Below are 15,969 nucleotides of genomic sequence, written 5' to 3'. Positions count from 1 at the left end.
ATGAAAATGAATATTATAGATAATGATTTACTCTCCATGCAAGAAGCTAGAATACTTGTTGAAAATGCAAGGGAAGCTCAAAAAAGTTTAGCTACATTTCCACAAGAAAAGCTAGATGAGATAGTAAACCGTATGCTTGAAGTTATTAAAGAGTATGATGGTGAATTAGCTAGATTAGCTTTTGAAGAAACAGACTTAGGAAGAGTAGAAGATAAATTAATAAAAGATAGGTTTGTAGTTTCTTATCTTAGAAAAAAGTTAGATGGAATGAAGTGTGTAGGAATAATAGAAAAAGATGATAGTAATAAAACTATGGATATTGGAGTTCCAATAGGAGTAATTACAGCTTTTTGTCCTATGACAAGCCCAGTTTCAACAATAATCTATAATTCAGTTATAGCTATAAAATCAGGAAATGCAATAGTATTTGGTCTCCATCCTAAAGCAAAGAATGTTATGAAAAGAACTTTAGATATTCTAATTAGAGCAGCTGAAGGTTATGGACTTCCAGAAGGAGCAATTTCTTATTTAAGTATAGTATCTGAAAGTGGTTTTATAGAACTTATGAAACATAAAGATACATCATTAGTTATGAACACTGGTGTTAAAGATTTATTAAAAGTTTCAACTAAATGTGGAAAACCAGTTATTTATGGTGGAACAGGTAATGGGCCAGCGTTTATAGAGAGAACTGCTAATATAAAAAAGGCAGTTAAAGATATTATAGATAGCAAAAGTTTTGATTATGGGGTAGTTTCAGGTGCAGAGCAATCTATAGTTGTAGATAGTCCTATTGCAAAAGAAGTGAAAGATGAGCTTATTAAAAATGGAGCTTATTTTATGAGTGAAGATGAATCTAAATCTCTTGAGAAAATTATATTTGATAAGTATGGAAATCTTGAAAAAGAGTTTATTGGAAAGTCACCAGAATTTATAGGAAAAAGAGCTGGAATAAATATTGCATCTGATGTAAAGGTTTTGATATCAACTCAAAAGTTTGTTTCCTTAAATAATCCTCATTCTAGAGAAAAACTTTGTCCAATACTTTCATTTTATGTAGAAGATGATTGGATGCATGCTTGTGAGAAATGTATAGAATTGCTTTTAAGTGAAAGACAAGGTCATACCCTTATAATTCATTCAAATGATAAAGAAGTAATAAAGCAGTTTGCTCTTAAAAAACCAGTTGGAAGAATTTTGGTTAATACTTCAGGAGTATTTGGAAGTATGGGGGCTACAACAAATCTTTTCCCATCAATGACACTTGGAAGTGGATCTGTTGGAAAAGGAATGACCTCTGATAATGTATCTCCAATGAACTTAGTATATATAAGAAAAGTTGGTTATGAAATAAGAAATAAAGATGAATTTTTAAATTCTATAGGCATGAATAGAGAGGTTAATAATATTACTGATAAAAGTTTAGATAATTCTTTAGATAATATGCAACTTCTTAAAAATGTTTTAACTCAAATTTTAAAAGAAAAATAATTAAATAGAAAAGGAGTAGATAAAATGGATATTCGTGAATTTTCAAATAAATTTATGGAAGCAACTAAAAATATGTCTGAAAATGAACGCCAGGCATTATTAAAAATGTTTGAAAGTGTTTCAGATGAAATAAAAAAAGATGATCAACCTGTAGTTGCAGAATGTGCAGTATCTTCAAATGATGGGAAAGTTCCAGATGGAATAACAGAACGTTTAAAGAAACTTAAGGAAAATTATTTAAAGCAAGTTCCTTCAATAACAACTCATAGAGCAAGAGCTATAACTGAAATAGCAAAACAAAACCCAGGAACACCTAAATCAATATTAAGAGGTAAATGTTTCAAACACTGCTGTGAAACTGCACCATTAGTAATTCAAGATAATGAACTTATAGTTGGAGCTCCAAATGGTGCACCAAGAGCAGGTGCATTTTCACCAGATATAGCTTGGAGATGGATGGTAGATGAAATAGATACTATAGGAGAAAGACCTCAAGATCCATTCTATATTTCAGAAGAAGATAAGAAGTTCATGAGAGAAGAATTATTCCCATTCTGGAAGGGTAAATCAGTAGATGAATATTGTGAAGATCAATATAGAGAAGCAGGTGTTTGGGAACTTTCAGGAGAATCATTTGTTTCTGATTGCTCATACCATGCAGTAAATGGTGGAGGAGACTCAAATCCAGGATATGATGTTATTTTAATGAAAAAAGGTATGCTTGATATAGTTAATGAAGCTCAAGAAAAATTAAAAGAGCTTAACTATGCAAATCCAGAAGATATAGAAAAAATATACTTCTATAAATCAGTAATTGATACTGCAGAAGGTGTAATGATATATGCAAAACGTATGTCAGAGTATGCAAGAGAGTTAGCTGAAAAAGAAACAAATCCTAAGAGAAAAGCTGAACTATTTAAAATTTCAGAAGTAAATGCTAAGGTTCCAGCTCATAAACCAGAAACTTTCTGGGAAGCTATCCAAGCTGTTTGGACAATAGAATCACTATTAGTAGTAGAAGAAAACCAAACAGGAATGTCAATTGGACGTGTTGACCAATATATGTATCCATTCTTTAAAGCTGATTTAGAATCAGGAAGAATGACTGAGTTTGAAGCTTTTGAACTTGCAGGATGTATGCTTATTAAGATGTCAGAAATGATGTGGATAACAAGTGAAGGTGGATCTAAGTTCTTTGCAGGATATCAACCATTCGTAAATATGTGTGTTGGTGGAGTTACAAGAGAAGGTAGAGATGCAACTAATGATTTAACTTATTTATTAATGGATGCAGTTAGACATGTTAAGATTTATCAACCATCATTAGCTTGTCGTATTCATAAGTCATCACCACAAAAATATCTTAAAAAGATAGTACAAGTTATAAGAGCAGGAATGGGATTCCCAGCATGTCACTTTGATGATGTTCATATAAAGATGATGCTTGCTAAAGGAGTTTCAATTGAAGATGCTAGAGATTACTGCTTAATGGGATGTGTTGAACCACAAAAGTCAGGTAGATTATATCAATGGACTTCTACTGGATATACTCAATGGCCAATATGTATAGAATTAGTACTTAATAATGGAGTTCCATTATGGTATGGAAAGCAAGTTTGTCCAGACTTAGGTGATGTTGATAGCTTTAAAACTTATGAAGAATTTGAAGCTGCTGTTAAAGAACAAATTAAATTTATTACTAAATGGACAAGTGTAGCAACAGTAATATCTCAAAGAGTTCACAGAGAGCTTGCACCAAAACCACTTATGTCAATTATGTATGAAGGATGTATGGAAAAAGGAAAAGGTGTTGAAGCTGGTGGAGCTATGTATAACTTTGGACCAGGAGTTGTATGGAGTGGACTTGCAACTTACATTGATTCAATGGCTGCAATTAAGAAATTAGTATTTGATGAGAAAAAATATACATTAAGAGAAATGAAAGAAGCATTAAAAGCTGATTTTGTTGGATATGAAAAATTAAGAAAAGATTGTTTAGAAGCACCAAAATACGGTAATGATGATGATTACGCTGACTATATTGGAGCAGATCTAATAAACTTTACTGAAATGGAACATAGAAAATATAAAACATTATATTCAGTTTTAAGTCATGGAACATTATCAATTTCAAATAATACTCCATTTGGACAATTAACAGGAGCTACTGCAAATGGACGTAAAGCTTGGACACCTCTTTCAGATGGTATTAGTCCAACTCAAGGGGCAGATTTTAAAGGTCCAACTGCTATCATTAAATCTGTTTCAAAAATGGCTTGTGACAATATGAATATAGGAATGGTTCATAACTTTAAATTAATGTCAGGTCTTCTTGATACTCCAGAAGGAGAACAAGGAATTATAACTTTATTAAGAAGTGCTTGTGCTCTTCAACTTGGAGAAGTTCAATTTAACTATTTAGATAATAAGACATTAATAGAAGCTCAAAAGAACCCAGAAGCTTATAGAGATTTAATAGTTAGAGTTGCTGGATATAGTGCATACTTCGTAGAGTTATGCAAAGATGTTCAAGATGAGATTATTAGTAGAACTATGCTAACACATTTTTAATAAAACTATAGATTATGTAGTAGTTTTTCTACTACATAATCTTAAGAAAGCTGGAGAGTTTAGATATGAATAATAATGCAAATGGAATTATTGAAAGACAAGCAAGAATTTTCAATATACAAAAATACAATATGTATGATGGCCCAGGTGTTAGGACTATAGTATTCTTTCAAGGATGCCCACTTCGTTGTAAATGGTGTGCTAATCCTGAAGGGATGATGAAGAAAAATAGGGTAATGTTTAAAAGCAATCTTTGTGAAAATTGTTTAGAATGTGTAGATGTTTGCCCTGTTGGTATTCATACAGTAAATAGTATTACAAATACTCATGAAATAAATAGAAATATAGATTGTATTGGATGTAAAAAATGTGAAGAAGCTTGCGTAAAATCAGCAATAAATATAATTGGTGAAAATAAAACAATATCAGAGCTATTAGAAATCATTGAAGAGGATAGAACTTTTTATGAGATGTCTGGTGGCGGAGTTACCCTAGGTGGTGGTGAAGTTTTAATGCAACCTGAAGCGGCCTTAAGTCTTCTTATGGCATGTAAAAATGTTGGAATTAATACTGCTATAGAAACTTCAGGATATACAAAAACAGAAACTATTTTAAAAATTGCAGAATTTACTGATTTATTCCTATTTGATATTAAACATATAAACTCTGATGAGCATTTTAAATGGACAGGAGTTAGAAATGAACAGATTTTAGAAAATTTAAAAAATCTTCTTCAAAATAAATTTAATGTCCAAATACGTATGCCTCTTTTAAAAGGTGTAAATGATAGTGAAGAAGCTATAACAAAAGCTATGGAGTTTTTACTTCCATATAAAGAATATAAAAATTTTAAAGGTATAGATTTATTACCATATCATAAGATGGGAGTTAATAAATATAACCAACTTGGAGTTGAATACCCTGTATACGGTGACCCTAGTTTAAGTGATGAAGATTTAAATCGAATTGAATCTTATATAAAAAGATATGATATGAATGCGAAGGTAGTTCGACATTAAAATGAATGTTGGAGAAATAGTTAACTTAAAAGAAAAAAATATACAAAGGGTAATTCAAGAGTCAGTACCAGGAAAGCAGATAACTTTATCACACATTATTGCATCTCCTATGAAAGATATTTATGAAAGATTAGGAATAGATGAAAAAGGAGCTATAGGTATACTAACGTTAACACCATATGAAACTGCAATTATAGCTGCAGATATAGCAACAAAAGTTGCTGATGTAGAAATTGGTTTTTTAGATAGATTTACAGGATCAGTTTTAATAAGCGGTAACGTAGATAGCGTTTATGAAGCGTTAAATTCAGTAAATGAAACTTTAAAAGATATGTTAGGTTTTACAGTATGCCCTATAACTAGAACATGAGGAAAAAGAGAATAATGGTTGTTGGGCGAAGAAATTCAGGGAAAACAACTATTGTAAATTATTTAAATGATTATGATGGTCCTCTAAAACGGACAGCCGATGTTATTTATGGTGAAAATACTATGGACATTCCTAGTTCTTATTTAGATAGTGCTTGGATGTATAAACATATAATAGCATTAGCTCAAGATGCTAAAAAAATAGTATATGTTTTAGATTATGAAAATCCTAATGAAATAATTAGTGAAGGATTTGCGAATCTTTTTAATATAGAGGTCATTGGGGTTGTAAACAAAGTTAGTAGTAACTATGAAAATATAGATAAATGCAAAGAAAATCTAAAGAGAATAGGAATTATAGAGCCATATTTTTTAATTAGAGAAAATAGTGATGTAGATATGAAGAAACTTAAAGAATATCTACTTAAATAGGTAGGTGAATAGATATATGTTTAGATTTATTACTGAGGATTATTTAAAAGACTTATATAGAAAGGAACCCTTTAAGGAATTTAAGCTTAATGAAAATGAAAAGCTTACTCCAGGAGGTAGACAATACTTACTTGATAAAGGGATAAAGATCAATAGTAATTTACCTACAGATAGCAAAAAAGAAGAAAAAATAGATGAAACTTTAATAGATGAAAATAATAAGTATGGTTATAAGACTATTACATATAAATGTAAATCTATTGAAGCATCATTTTTAGAGTCAGCAAGCAAGATAATTAATGAGGACTTAAATTTAGCTCAGAAACTTATTGATTTAGGAAGAGAAATAAAGAATATAAGAGAGTTTACAGAAGGAAAAACTAAATTAGAATCCAATCCTAAAATTTGTAACTTTTATAATGAAGAAATAGAAATTACAGACGTTTATATACACCTAAAAAATAGTAAGCAAATATTAAATCTTTACATCCTCCTTTGTAAACTTAATGAATTTAAATATTATCTTCTAGAAAAATATGAAAATGATGAGCTAGTAAAAGAGATTTTAATTAATTTAGAAAATATTATAAATATATTATCTATGACTATATCTAAAGAAATTGGAGGATAAAAAATTGAGTGATAAAAGTAAAACTTTCGAGTACTGTGATGAGTTAGTAAGTGAGTTTGAAAAAGTTATAAAAAAACCTATCTTAGAAAAATCATCTGTTTATTACACAGGAGTTGATCTTGGAACTGCATGCATAGTTTTAGCAGTTTTAGATGAAAATTATAGACCAGTTGCAGGAGCATATAGATATGCTGATGTAGTAAGGGATGGTATGGTAGTTGATTATATAGGTGCAGTAAAAATAGTTCGAGAGCTTAAGCAACAAATAGAAGAAAAATTAGGCACTGAGCTAATTTATGCTGCAGCAGCTATACCGCCAGGAACAGATTCTTTAGATGGTGGTGCTATAAAAAATGTTGTACAAGCTGCTGGATTTGAATTAACAAATCTATTAGATGAGCCTACAGCTGCAAATCAAGTATTAAAAATTCAAAATGGTGCAGTTGTAGATATAGGAGGAGGAACTACAGGTACTTCCATTATAAAAGATGGAAAAGTAGTTTATGTGGCAGATGAGCCTACAGGAGGAACACATTTCTCTTTAGTTATATCAGGTGCATATGGAATGAAATTTGATGAAGCAGATAATTTTAAAAGAGATAATAGCAATCATTCAGAGTTATTACCAGTTTTAAAACCTGTAATTGAAAAGGTTGGATCAATAATTAATGATCATATAAAAAATCACGATGTTAGGGAAATATCATTAGTTGGAGGGACTGCTTGTCTTACAGGAATAGAGGAAGTAATAGAAAACAAAATAAAAGTATATACGCATAAACCAAAAAATCCAATGTTTGTTACGCCACTTGGAATAGCACTTAGTTGCACAAGTGAGATTATAGATTAAATGGAGTTGGAGCCTTATGGATTTTAGACTTATAAAATCGCCAACAGAAGGAACAAAACGTGCTCTTATAAAGAGAATGGGTATAGAAGGAAAAGAAGCAATAAAAAATGTAGATGCTATTGGGCTTGCTCAAGGCAAGCTAATTGAAATGATTTGTGCTATAGATATTGCAGAAAAGGCAGCTGGAGTAATAGTTGAAGATATAAAAGGAATTTGTCCTCAACATATGACCTCAATTGCTATACTTGGAGATACTTCATCAGTAGAATCTGCAATAGAAGAAATCAAATTAAAGTTGAAAGAGGGAAGAGTCTTATGATAACAGCAAAATTAATAGACAATATTTGGGCAACTAGAAAAGCTGATAATCTTTACGGATTAAAGTTTATGTTAGCTGAAGAAATTGGCGGAAGCTTTAATGGTAGAAGATTTATAGTGGTAGATAATATTGGAGCCGGAATTGGAGATAGAGTTATCGTAAGTACAGGATCATCTGCAAGAAAAATGCTTAGGGATGATGAAATTCCAGTTGATGCAGCAGTAATAGGAATTATTGATGAAGATTGCAAATTTAGTGAGTAAACGATATATATAGCATCTTACATGTATTTTAATTAATTAAATATGAATGATAAGAAATTAATCAATATGCTTGATATAAAACAAAAGATATAAATAGAATTATAAATCTTTTGAAAGGATGTGAGAAAATGAAGAAGTTGATTTGTGCAAAAGATATGGAAGAATTTTTAGAAACTGGAGAAAAGGTTTTCTATATAGACAAAGACGTAATTTTAACTCCATCAGCTAAAGATATAGCTAAAAATAATGGTATTTCAATTACTACAGAAAAAAGTATAGAGAAAAAAGTATGTAGTAAAAGTGATAAATGCTTAGAAGGCATAGAAACTAAAAATTTAGATTCTATGAAATTATTAGAGATGTTTAAGCAAATGGTTAATGAAGGTTTGCTTCAAGAGATGCTAAAAATATTAGCTACTGGTGAAGCTTCAAAATTTGTATCATCAACCGATGAAAGTGGACTTAAGGTTATAAAAGGAAGTTCAGTAAAAATGGATGTATTTGATACTGGAAATCCAAATGATAGAGTATTTTTTCAAGAGTTAATAAGTAAAGATGAATCTAAAATGAGTGCTGGTTTTTTAACTATTGAAGACTCAAGGTTTGAATGGGAATTAACTTATGAGGAAATAGACTATGTTATTGAAGGAACTGTAACTGTAGAAATAAACGGCAAAACTTACGAAGCAAATGCTGGAGATGTGTTATTTGTTCCTAAAGGATCTAAAGTAGTTTGGGGATCACCTAATAAAGCTAAGTTATTTTATGCAACATATCCAGCCAATTGGGCAGATTTACTTTAATTACTTAAGGAGGATAGATAATTATGCAAGCAATAGGAATGATAGAAACTAAAGGATTGTTAGCTACTATTGAAGCAGCTGATGCCATGGTGAAGTCAGCAAATGTTAATATCCTTGAAAAAGTATATATTGGTGGAGGATATGTATCAGTTACTGTAACAGGAGATGTTGGAGCTGTTAAATCAGCAGTTGATGCTGGAGTTTCAGCAGTAAATAGACTAGGCGATAATATTTTAGTTTCACACCATGTGATTGCAAGACCACACTATGAATTAGAAAGCATAATAGAAACTAAACCTGCTATAGAGAGATTAGAAGAATCTATAGAAGAAACTGTTTCATGCGAAATAGTAGAAGAAGCTATTAAAGAAGAAATTAATGAAAATATAGAAGAAGAAATAATAAGTGAAGCCTTAGAGGAAGTTGAAGCTTTAGAAGTTGTAAACAATAGTATGGATTTAGAATTTACAAAAGAAGAATTAGACAAGCTTGTAGAAGAAAAAGGATTAGATGAGGCTTTTGAGATTTTAGGTAATTTAAAAGTATCTAAAATAAGAAAGTTAGCAAAAGAATTTAAAAATATTGATATAACAAGTAAGGCTATTTCAAAAGAAGATAAAGATTCTCTTCTAATTAGACTTAGAAATTATTATAAAAAATAGTCTTTTAAAGAAGGAGGAAAATTAATTTGGAAAATTTCGATAAAGATTTAAGATCAATACAACAAGCTAGAAATTTAGCAAGAAGAGGAAAAGTAGCGGCAAATAAAATTGCTGATTTTAACGAAGAACAAATAGATAAAATAATTAGAAATATGGTTAGAGTGGCAAAGGAACATGAAGTTTGCTTAGCAGAGATGGCCGTTGAAGAAACTGGATTTGGTAAAGTTTTAGATAAGGCTACTAAAAATAATTTAGCATCAACAGTTTTATATGATTCAATAAAAGACATGAAAACTATAGGTACTGTTAAAGAGGATAAGGAAAATAAATTAATTGATATAGCTGAACCAGTAGGATTAGTTATGGGAATAGTTCCTTCAACTAACCCAACATCAACAGCAATTTTTAAATCAATTATAGCTATAAAATCAAGAAATGCTATAGTATTTTCACCACATCCATCAGCAGTAAAATGTACAAGTACAGCAGCTAAGCTTATGCATGATGCAGCTGTAGAAGCAGGAGCACCAGAAGATATTATAACTTGTGTAGAATTAACTTCACTAGGAGCTACTAATGAGCTTATGAAGTCAAAAGAAGTAAGTTTAATTATAGCAACTGGTGGACCTGGTATGGTTAAAGCAGCTTATTCTTCAGGTAAACCTGCATTAGGTGTTGGAGCTGGAAACTCACCAGCATATATTGAAAGAACTGCAAATATTGAAAAAGCTATAAGAAACATTATAGCTAGTAAAACATTTGATAATGGAACTATATGTGCATCAGAACAATCAATAATTTGTGAATACTGCAATGAAGCTAAAGTAGTAGAGGAACTTAAAAAACAAGGTGGATACTTCATGACAGAAGAGGAAACTAATAAGGTTTGCAATATTTTATTTAAGCAAGGTAATGCTATGAATGCTGCTTTTGTTGGAAGATCTGCTGATGTAATAGCAAAAGCTGCAGGATTTTATGTTCCAGAAGGAACTAAAGTACTTATAGGAAGACAAGGAGGAGTTGGTCCTAAATATCCACTTTCATATGAAAAGCTTACTACAGTACTTGGATTTTATGTAGTAAATGACTGGATGGAAGCTTGTGAATTAAGTATAGAACTTCTTCAAAATGGAATAGGACATACAATGAGTATTCATACAGAGAATGTTGAAATAGTTAAGAAGTTTGCTAAAAAGCCAGCATCAAGAATATTAGTTAATACAGGTGGATCATTTGGAGGAACAGGAGCTTCAACAGGACTTATGCCATCATTCACTTTAGGATGTGGAACATGGGGAGGAAGTTCAGTATCTGAAAATGTAACTCCAATGCACCTTTTAAATATAAAGAGAGTAGCTTATGGATTAATAGATTGTGAAAATATAGTTAGAAATAGAGAACTACAAGAAACAACTTTTAAACCTCAAGCTAATAATGTTAGTTGTTGTGTAGAATCAAGCAGAAGAAGTTATTCAGAAATGAATTTAAGCCCTGCAGAAATTCAAAGAAAAGCAGAGATACCAGAAACTACTGCTAATACAATAATAGAAAAAGTCAATAACTTAGATAATGAGGAAGTAATGGACTTAGTAAATAAGATCATAGCAACTATGAAAAAATAGAGACTATGAAGAGGAAGATTTGAACATGGAAAATTTAGACGAAGTATTAAAGCTTTTACTTACAGCAGTTAAGGAAAGTGAAGAAAAGAAAAAACAAATTAAAGAATCATTTGAAATACCAGTAGGAATTTCTAATAGACATATACATCTTTCAAAAAAGCATGTAGAAATACTTTTTGGAGAGGGATATGAATTAACAAAGTTAAAAGACTTATCTCAAAAAGGACAATATGCTTGTAAAGAAACTATAACAATATGCGGACCTAGAGGTTCTATAGAAAAAGTAAGAGTACTTGGACCTGTTAGAAGTAAAACACAAGTTGAACTATCAATAGGAGATTGTAGAAAAGCTGGAGTATCACCAAGTGTTAGACTTTCAGGTGATTTAAAAGATACATCAGGTATTACTTTAATAGGACCTAAGGGAAGTGTCCAATTAGAAGAAGGAGTTATAGTAGCTCAAAGACATATTCATATGAACAATAAACATGCGGAACATTTTGGAGTCACTGACGGGGAAATCGTAAAAATTGAAGTAGATGGACTTAGAGGTGGAATATTAAATAATGTAAGTATTAGAACAAATGATTCATTTAGTCTTGAATGTCATTTAGATGTTGAAGAGGCAAATTCATTTGGTATAACACCAAAATCAAAAATTAAAATTGTTAGGGAAAGTGCCTAACACAAATAAAATAAGTTAAAAAATAATTTAAATAAAAAATAATTGGATTTTTAGGAGGATTTTAATATGAAATACGATGCTTTAGGAATGATTGAAACAAAAGGATTAGTAGGATCAATAGAGGCTGCTGACGCAATGGTTAAGGCTGCTAATGTTTACTTAATAGGAAAAGAATATGTTGGAGGCGGACTTGTAACTGTAATGGTTAGAGGTGATGTTGGAGCTGTTAAAGCTGCTACAGATGCTGGAGCTGCTGCTGCTCAAAGAGTTGGAGAGTTAGTTTCAGTACACGTTATTCCAAGACCACATTCAGAAGTTGAAGTTATATTACCTGCTTCAAAAGAAGAAAAATAATTAATAAATATAGTTAAAATAGTTAAGAAAGCTACCTTATTTAAGGTAGCTTTTTTAGTTGTTAAAAAGTGAGAGGTTAAACTAAAAATTTTTATTAAATAAATTAAAAATGAAATACTAAAAATACAAATTTAAATAAAATTCTATACTTTAATTTAATTGTATTTTAGTAAATTTAAAATATATACTATGGGTTAAAGTTAGTGAATAAAAATATTTTATATTAGGTTATTAATGATATTTAAAGTTTTTAATTATTTAATATAAAGAATAATTATATGTATACTAAATTTAATTAGAGAAAAAATAATTTTGAGGAAGGAGATGATATTATGCCAAAGAAAGATAATTTAGGCAATCCTATGCAAAAGGGAGAAAGAAGACAAAGGTTACACGAAAAACAAAACAATGTAGGAAATAGTAAAAAGCCTTCAGGATATAAAACTTTTGATGGTGAAGAAATATAATAAGTATATTTTAGGACTTTAATAAAAATAATTAAAGTCCTTTAAATTTTTATTATAAATTATAGCTAAAGAAAAATATTAAATTATAAAAAATAATAATTAAATTATTTTAAAAATGATATAATTATAAAAAATATAGATATATAAAAATAAGGGGTATTATTATGAGGTATAGAATTTTTAATATAGAACATTTAGAAGAAGTTTCAAAGCTTTATGTAAAATCATTTAATGCACCTCCGTGGAATGATAAGTGGACAGAGGATACTGCTAAAAAAAGATTACAGCAGATGTTAAATTGTGAAGGAGCGTATGGGCTTGTATGCTATTTAGATAATGAAATAGTTGCTATGATTTTGGGAAACCATGAATACTATTATGACGGAATGCATTTTAATATAAAGGAGTTTTGTGTAGATCATTCTAAAAAGGGAAAAGGTATAGGAAAAAAAGTATTAAATGAATTTACTGTTAGGCTAAAAGATAGAGGTATAAATAATATATATTTATGGACATCTAGAGGAGATATGACAGAAGGTTTTTATGAGAAAAATGGCTATAATATTGTAGATAAGCTAGTTGTTATGGAAAAAAATTTATAAGAAATATAAATTATAGGGAGAAGTTATGAGGTTTAAAGAAGAAATAGAAAAATATATTCCAATAAATGAACAAGAGGAAAAAGATAAGCAAGCTATATTAATGTGTATAAATAATTTTAATGATGTATTAACAAGGAAAAATGTTGTTTGTCATTTAACTAGTTCGGCTTTTGTAGTAAATAAAAATAAAGATAAAGCACTTATGGCTTATCATAATATTTATAAATCATGGGCTTGGACAGGTGGACATATGGATGGTGATAGTGATTTTTTAAAGGTTGCATTTAAAGAATTAGAAGAAGAAACAGGGCTTAAAGGTGCAAAGTTACTTTATAATGGAATAGCATCAATAGATATACTTACAGTTGAAGGACATATAAAAAGAGGAGAATTTGTATCACCACATCTTCATTTGTCAATTGCATATCTTTTTGAAGGTGATGAGAATGAAAAACTTAGAATAAAAGAAGATGAAAATAGTGGTGTTAAGTGGATTTCTTTAAAAGATTTAAAAAAATGTACTGAAAGAGAACCATTTATGTTAAATGTATATAAGAAAATCTTAAATAGAGGGAATATAAAAATTGACTAAAAGGAATTGTATATACAATTCCTTTTTATAATTTAATTAATTAGTCTATAATGATAGTAAGTAAAGTGTGAAAAAGGAGAAATGTTTTGAGTAATGCACTAAAAATCTTAAAAGAGTATTTTGGATATAGTAATTTTAGAAAAGGTCAAGAAAAAATAATTAATGAAATAATTAATGGGAATGATGTTGTAGCAATAATGCCAACAGGAGGAGGAAAGTCCATCTGTTATCAAGTTCCTGCTTTACTTAAAGAAGGAATAACTATAGTAGTTTCACCTTTAATATCTTTAATGAAAGATCAAGTAGATACATTAAATAGTATAGGAGTAGAATCTGCATATATAAATTCTTCGCTTTCAGATATTGAAATGAAAAATACATTTAAAAATATAGAAGATGGAAATATAAAAATATTATATGTAGCACCAGAAAGGCTAGAATCATTAGAATTTTTAAATATAATATCAAATAAAGATATAGCACAAATAGCCGTAGATGAAGCACATTGTGTATCAGCATGGGGACATGATTTTAGAAGTAGTTATAGAAGAATTAAAAATTTTATTGAAGTATTAAAAGAAAGACCTATAGTTACAGCATTTACTGCAACAGCAACAAAAGAAGTTAGAGAAGATATAATAAATCTTTTAAATCTTAATAATCCAAAAGTATTTATATCAGGATTTGACAGGGAAAATTTAAAAATAATAATAGAAAAAGGAGTTAATAAAAAACAATATATATTAGACTATGTAGATAAAAATAAGGATCTATCAGGAATAATATATTGTGCTACTAGAAAGGAAGTTGATTATTTATATGACTTATTAAGACAAAAAAATTTATTTCTCGGGAAATATCATGCTGGGTTATCTGATGATGAGAGAAAGAAAAATCAAGAGGATTTTGTATATGATAAAACAAATTTAATGATAGCAACTAATGCTTTTGGTATGGGCATAGATAAACCTAATATAAGATATGTAATACATTATAATATGCCTAAAAATATAGAGGGGTATTATCAGGAAATAGGAAGAGCAGGAAGAGATTTAGAACCTTCAGAATGTATAATGTTATTTTCACCTGGCGATGTTCAAACTCAAAAATATATTATAGAAACAGGGACAGTAAATCCAAATAGAAAATTAAATGAATTATCAAAACTTAAAAGCATGACAGACTTAGTTTATTTTAATGGATGTTATAGAAAGTATATACTTAGTTATTTTGGGGAAGAGCTTAAAGAAGATTGTAATAATTGCAGTAATTGTGAATCAGATGGAGAAGTTGTTAATAAGACAATAGATGCTCAAAAGGTAATATCATGTATATATAGAATGAAAAGACCTTATGGAATAGGGATGATAATTGATGTATTAAGAGGTTCTAATAATAAAAAGATAAAAGAATTAAACTTACATGAATTAACTACTTATGGAATAATGAAAGATTATTCAAAAGAAGAATTAAAGGATTTTATAAATACTTTAATTGCTCATGGATATATTAATTATGGTGGTGAGTATCCTGTTGTTAAACCAAATTCAAAATCTCTTGAAGTAGTTAAGGGAAGTGAAACTGTATTATTTAAAGAGCAAAGAAAGATAATTAAATTAATAGAAAATAATGATTTATTTAATATATTAAAAGAACTTAGAAGAGATATTTCAGAAAGTGAAAAAATACCACCGTATATGGTTTTTGGAGATAATACTATAAAGGAAATGAGTATTAGAATGCCTATTAATAATACTCAGCTTATTGAAATAAGTGGAGTAGGTGAAAAGAAAATTGAGAAGTATGGAAATATTTTTATAAGTAAAATACAAAATTATATAAATGAAAATAATATAGATAAAAAATGGGACAATGAAAATTTAAATAATAATAAAGAAAAAATAAAAAAGCAAAAATCTTATGAAATAACAGTAAATATGATTAAAGATAATATGTCTTTAGAAGAAATAGCAAGCAATAGAAAAATCACAATATCAACTATTATATCTCACATAAATCAATATGTATCAGAAGGGTTTGAAGTCGATTTTAATATTAATTTTAATAAATACTTTACTGAAGTAGAAGAAAAAATTATATTAGAAAAAGTAAAAGATATTGGATATTTAAAGATAAAGCCAATAAAAGAAGCATTACCAAGCAATATAACTTATGACCAAATAAAGTTAGTTATATTAAAATATAATATGGAAAGTAATAGATAGATATTTAATAAT

General features: G+C 29.1%; 18 protein-coding genes. All 18 read left to right on the top strand.

Annotation, left to right across the window (positions count from 1 at the left end; all coding sequences use genetic code 11):
* Window positions 1-6: 6 nt before the first annotated feature.
* Window positions 7-1,491 carry an aldehyde dehydrogenase family protein gene (locus AC4FQW_RS05870; protein ID WP_491147823.1) on the top strand — a complete coding sequence of 495 codons (1,485 nt, stop codon included), beginning with the start codon at window positions 7-9 and terminating at the stop codon, window positions 1,489-1,491.
* A gap of 24 nt (window positions 1,492-1,515) precedes the next feature.
* Entirely contained in the window at window positions 1,516-4,062 is a 2,547-nt protein-coding gene (cutC, locus tag AC4FQW_RS05865) for a choline trimethylamine-lyase (protein WP_303128768.1), read from the top strand.
* A 65-nt stretch (window positions 4,063-4,127) separates the two neighbouring features.
* Window positions 4,128-5,081, top strand: a complete 954-nt coding sequence (cutD, locus tag AC4FQW_RS05860) for a choline TMA-lyase-activating enzyme (protein ID WP_303128772.1) — start codon at window positions 4,128-4,130, stop codon at window positions 5,079-5,081.
* Window position 5,082: 1 nt separating this feature from the next.
* A complete protein-coding gene (locus AC4FQW_RS05855) occupies window positions 5,083-5,451 on the top strand; it encodes a BMC domain-containing protein (protein WP_491147821.1) in 369 nt (122 codons plus the stop codon).
* Window positions 5,448-5,882, top strand: coding sequence for a EutP/PduV family microcompartment system protein (locus AC4FQW_RS05850; protein ID WP_491147819.1), 435 nt, complete (start codon window positions 5,448-5,450; stop codon window positions 5,880-5,882). The genes AC4FQW_RS05855 and AC4FQW_RS05850 overlap by 4 nt, the downstream gene beginning before the upstream one ends.
* Before the next feature lie 16 nt (window positions 5,883-5,898).
* Window positions 5,899-6,513 (top strand): cobalamin adenosyltransferase, encoded by a 615-nt coding sequence (locus AC4FQW_RS05845; RefSeq protein ID WP_491147817.1) that lies wholly within the window; start codon window positions 5,899-5,901, stop codon window positions 6,511-6,513.
* A 4-nt stretch (window positions 6,514-6,517) separates the two neighbouring features.
* Complete coding sequence (gene eutJ / locus AC4FQW_RS05840; protein WP_491147814.1) at window positions 6,518-7,363, top strand: ethanolamine utilization protein EutJ; 846 nt, start codon at window positions 6,518-6,520, stop codon at window positions 7,361-7,363.
* A 16-nt stretch (window positions 7,364-7,379) separates the two neighbouring features.
* A complete protein-coding gene (locus tag AC4FQW_RS05835; protein ID WP_303128777.1) occupies window positions 7,380-7,682 on the top strand; it encodes a BMC domain-containing protein in 303 nt (100 codons plus the stop codon).
* Window positions 7,679-7,945, top strand: a complete 267-nt coding sequence (locus tag AC4FQW_RS05830; protein ID WP_303128778.1) for a EutN/CcmL family microcompartment protein — start codon at window positions 7,679-7,681, stop codon at window positions 7,943-7,945. Before AC4FQW_RS05835 ends, AC4FQW_RS05830 begins: the two co-directional genes overlap by 4 nt.
* 128 nt (window positions 7,946-8,073) lie before the next feature.
* Entirely contained in the window at window positions 8,074-8,748 is a 675-nt protein-coding gene (locus AC4FQW_RS05825; RefSeq protein WP_491147812.1) for a EutQ-related cupin domain-containing protein, read from the top strand.
* A 23-nt stretch (window positions 8,749-8,771) separates the two neighbouring features.
* Window positions 8,772-9,410, top strand: a complete 639-nt coding sequence (locus AC4FQW_RS05820; protein WP_491147810.1) for a BMC domain-containing protein — start codon at window positions 8,772-8,774, stop codon at window positions 9,408-9,410.
* A 26-nt stretch (window positions 9,411-9,436) separates the two neighbouring features.
* Window positions 9,437-11,032, top strand: a complete 1,596-nt coding sequence (locus AC4FQW_RS05815; protein ID WP_491147808.1) for an acetaldehyde dehydrogenase (acetylating) — start codon at window positions 9,437-9,439, stop codon at window positions 11,030-11,032.
* 25 nt (window positions 11,033-11,057) lie between these two features.
* A complete protein-coding gene (locus tag AC4FQW_RS05810; RefSeq protein ID WP_491147806.1) occupies window positions 11,058-11,717 on the top strand; it encodes a phosphate propanoyltransferase in 660 nt (219 codons plus the stop codon).
* Window positions 11,718-11,783: 66 nt separating this feature from the next.
* Window positions 11,784-12,071, top strand: a complete 288-nt coding sequence (eutM, locus tag AC4FQW_RS05805; protein ID WP_039311881.1) for an ethanolamine utilization microcompartment protein EutM — start codon at window positions 11,784-11,786, stop codon at window positions 12,069-12,071.
* A 332-nt stretch (window positions 12,072-12,403) separates the two neighbouring features.
* Window positions 12,404-12,538 (top strand): clostri-philic family protein, encoded by a 135-nt coding sequence (locus AC4FQW_RS05800; RefSeq protein WP_303128787.1) that lies wholly within the window; start codon window positions 12,404-12,406, stop codon window positions 12,536-12,538.
* A gap of 164 nt (window positions 12,539-12,702) precedes the next feature.
* Complete coding sequence (locus AC4FQW_RS05795; protein WP_491147803.1) at window positions 12,703-13,140, top strand: GNAT family N-acetyltransferase; 438 nt, start codon at window positions 12,703-12,705, stop codon at window positions 13,138-13,140.
* 25 nt (window positions 13,141-13,165) lie between these two features.
* Window positions 13,166-13,732 carry an NUDIX hydrolase gene (locus tag AC4FQW_RS05790; RefSeq protein WP_303128791.1) on the top strand — a complete coding sequence of 189 codons (567 nt, stop codon included), beginning with the start codon at window positions 13,166-13,168 and terminating at the stop codon, window positions 13,730-13,732.
* 86 nt (window positions 13,733-13,818) lie between these two features.
* Entirely contained in the window at window positions 13,819-15,957 is a 2,139-nt protein-coding gene (recQ, locus tag AC4FQW_RS05785; protein WP_491147800.1) for a DNA helicase RecQ, read from the top strand.
* The last annotated feature ends 12 nt before the right edge of the window (window positions 15,958-15,969 follow it).

The sequence above is a fragment of the Clostridium sp. TJA085 genome (genome assembly GCF_058310235.1).
This window is presented reverse-complemented; position numbering and strand designations above follow the sequence as displayed.

Bases quoted from the DNA above. Each gene is read 5' to 3' on its own strand.
- AC4FQW_RS05835 (WP_303128777.1), top strand. From the start codon at position 7,380: ATGGATTTTAGACTTATAAAATCGCCAACAGAAGGAACAAAACGTGCT.
- AC4FQW_RS05795 (WP_491147803.1), top strand. From the start codon at position 12,703: ATGAGGTATAGAATTTTTAATATAGAACATTTAGAAGAAGTTTCAAAG.
- AC4FQW_RS05810 (WP_491147806.1), top strand. From the start codon at position 11,058: ATGGAAAATTTAGACGAAGTATTAAAGCTTTTACTTACAGCAGTTAAG.
- AC4FQW_RS05825 (WP_491147812.1), top strand. From the start codon at position 8,074: ATGAAGAAGTTGATTTGTGCAAAAGATATGGAAGAATTTTTAGAAACT.
- eutM (WP_039311881.1), top strand. From the start codon at position 11,784: ATGAAATACGATGCTTTAGGAATGATTGAAACAAAAGGATTAGTAGGA.
- cutD (WP_303128772.1), top strand. From the start codon at position 4,128: ATGAATAATAATGCAAATGGAATTATTGAAAGACAAGCAAGAATTTTC.
- AC4FQW_RS05820 (WP_491147810.1), top strand. From the start codon at position 8,772: ATGCAAGCAATAGGAATGATAGAAACTAAAGGATTGTTAGCTACTATT.
- AC4FQW_RS05870 (WP_491147823.1), top strand. From the start codon at position 7: ATGAATATTATAGATAATGATTTACTCTCCATGCAAGAAGCTAGAATA.
- cutC (WP_303128768.1), top strand. From the start codon at position 1,516: ATGGATATTCGTGAATTTTCAAATAAATTTATGGAAGCAACTAAAAAT.
- AC4FQW_RS05830 (WP_303128778.1), top strand. From the start codon at position 7,679: ATGATAACAGCAAAATTAATAGACAATATTTGGGCAACTAGAAAAGCT.
- AC4FQW_RS05800 (WP_303128787.1), top strand. From the start codon at position 12,404: ATGCCAAAGAAAGATAATTTAGGCAATCCTATGCAAAAGGGAGAAAGA.
- AC4FQW_RS05790 (WP_303128791.1), top strand. From the start codon at position 13,166: ATGAGGTTTAAAGAAGAAATAGAAAAATATATTCCAATAAATGAACAA.
- AC4FQW_RS05845 (WP_491147817.1), top strand. From the start codon at position 5,899: ATGTTTAGATTTATTACTGAGGATTATTTAAAAGACTTATATAGAAAG.
- AC4FQW_RS05850 (WP_491147819.1), top strand. From the start codon at position 5,448: ATGAGGAAAAAGAGAATAATGGTTGTTGGGCGAAGAAATTCAGGGAAA.
- AC4FQW_RS05855 (WP_491147821.1), top strand. From the start codon at position 5,083: ATGAATGTTGGAGAAATAGTTAACTTAAAAGAAAAAAATATACAAAGG.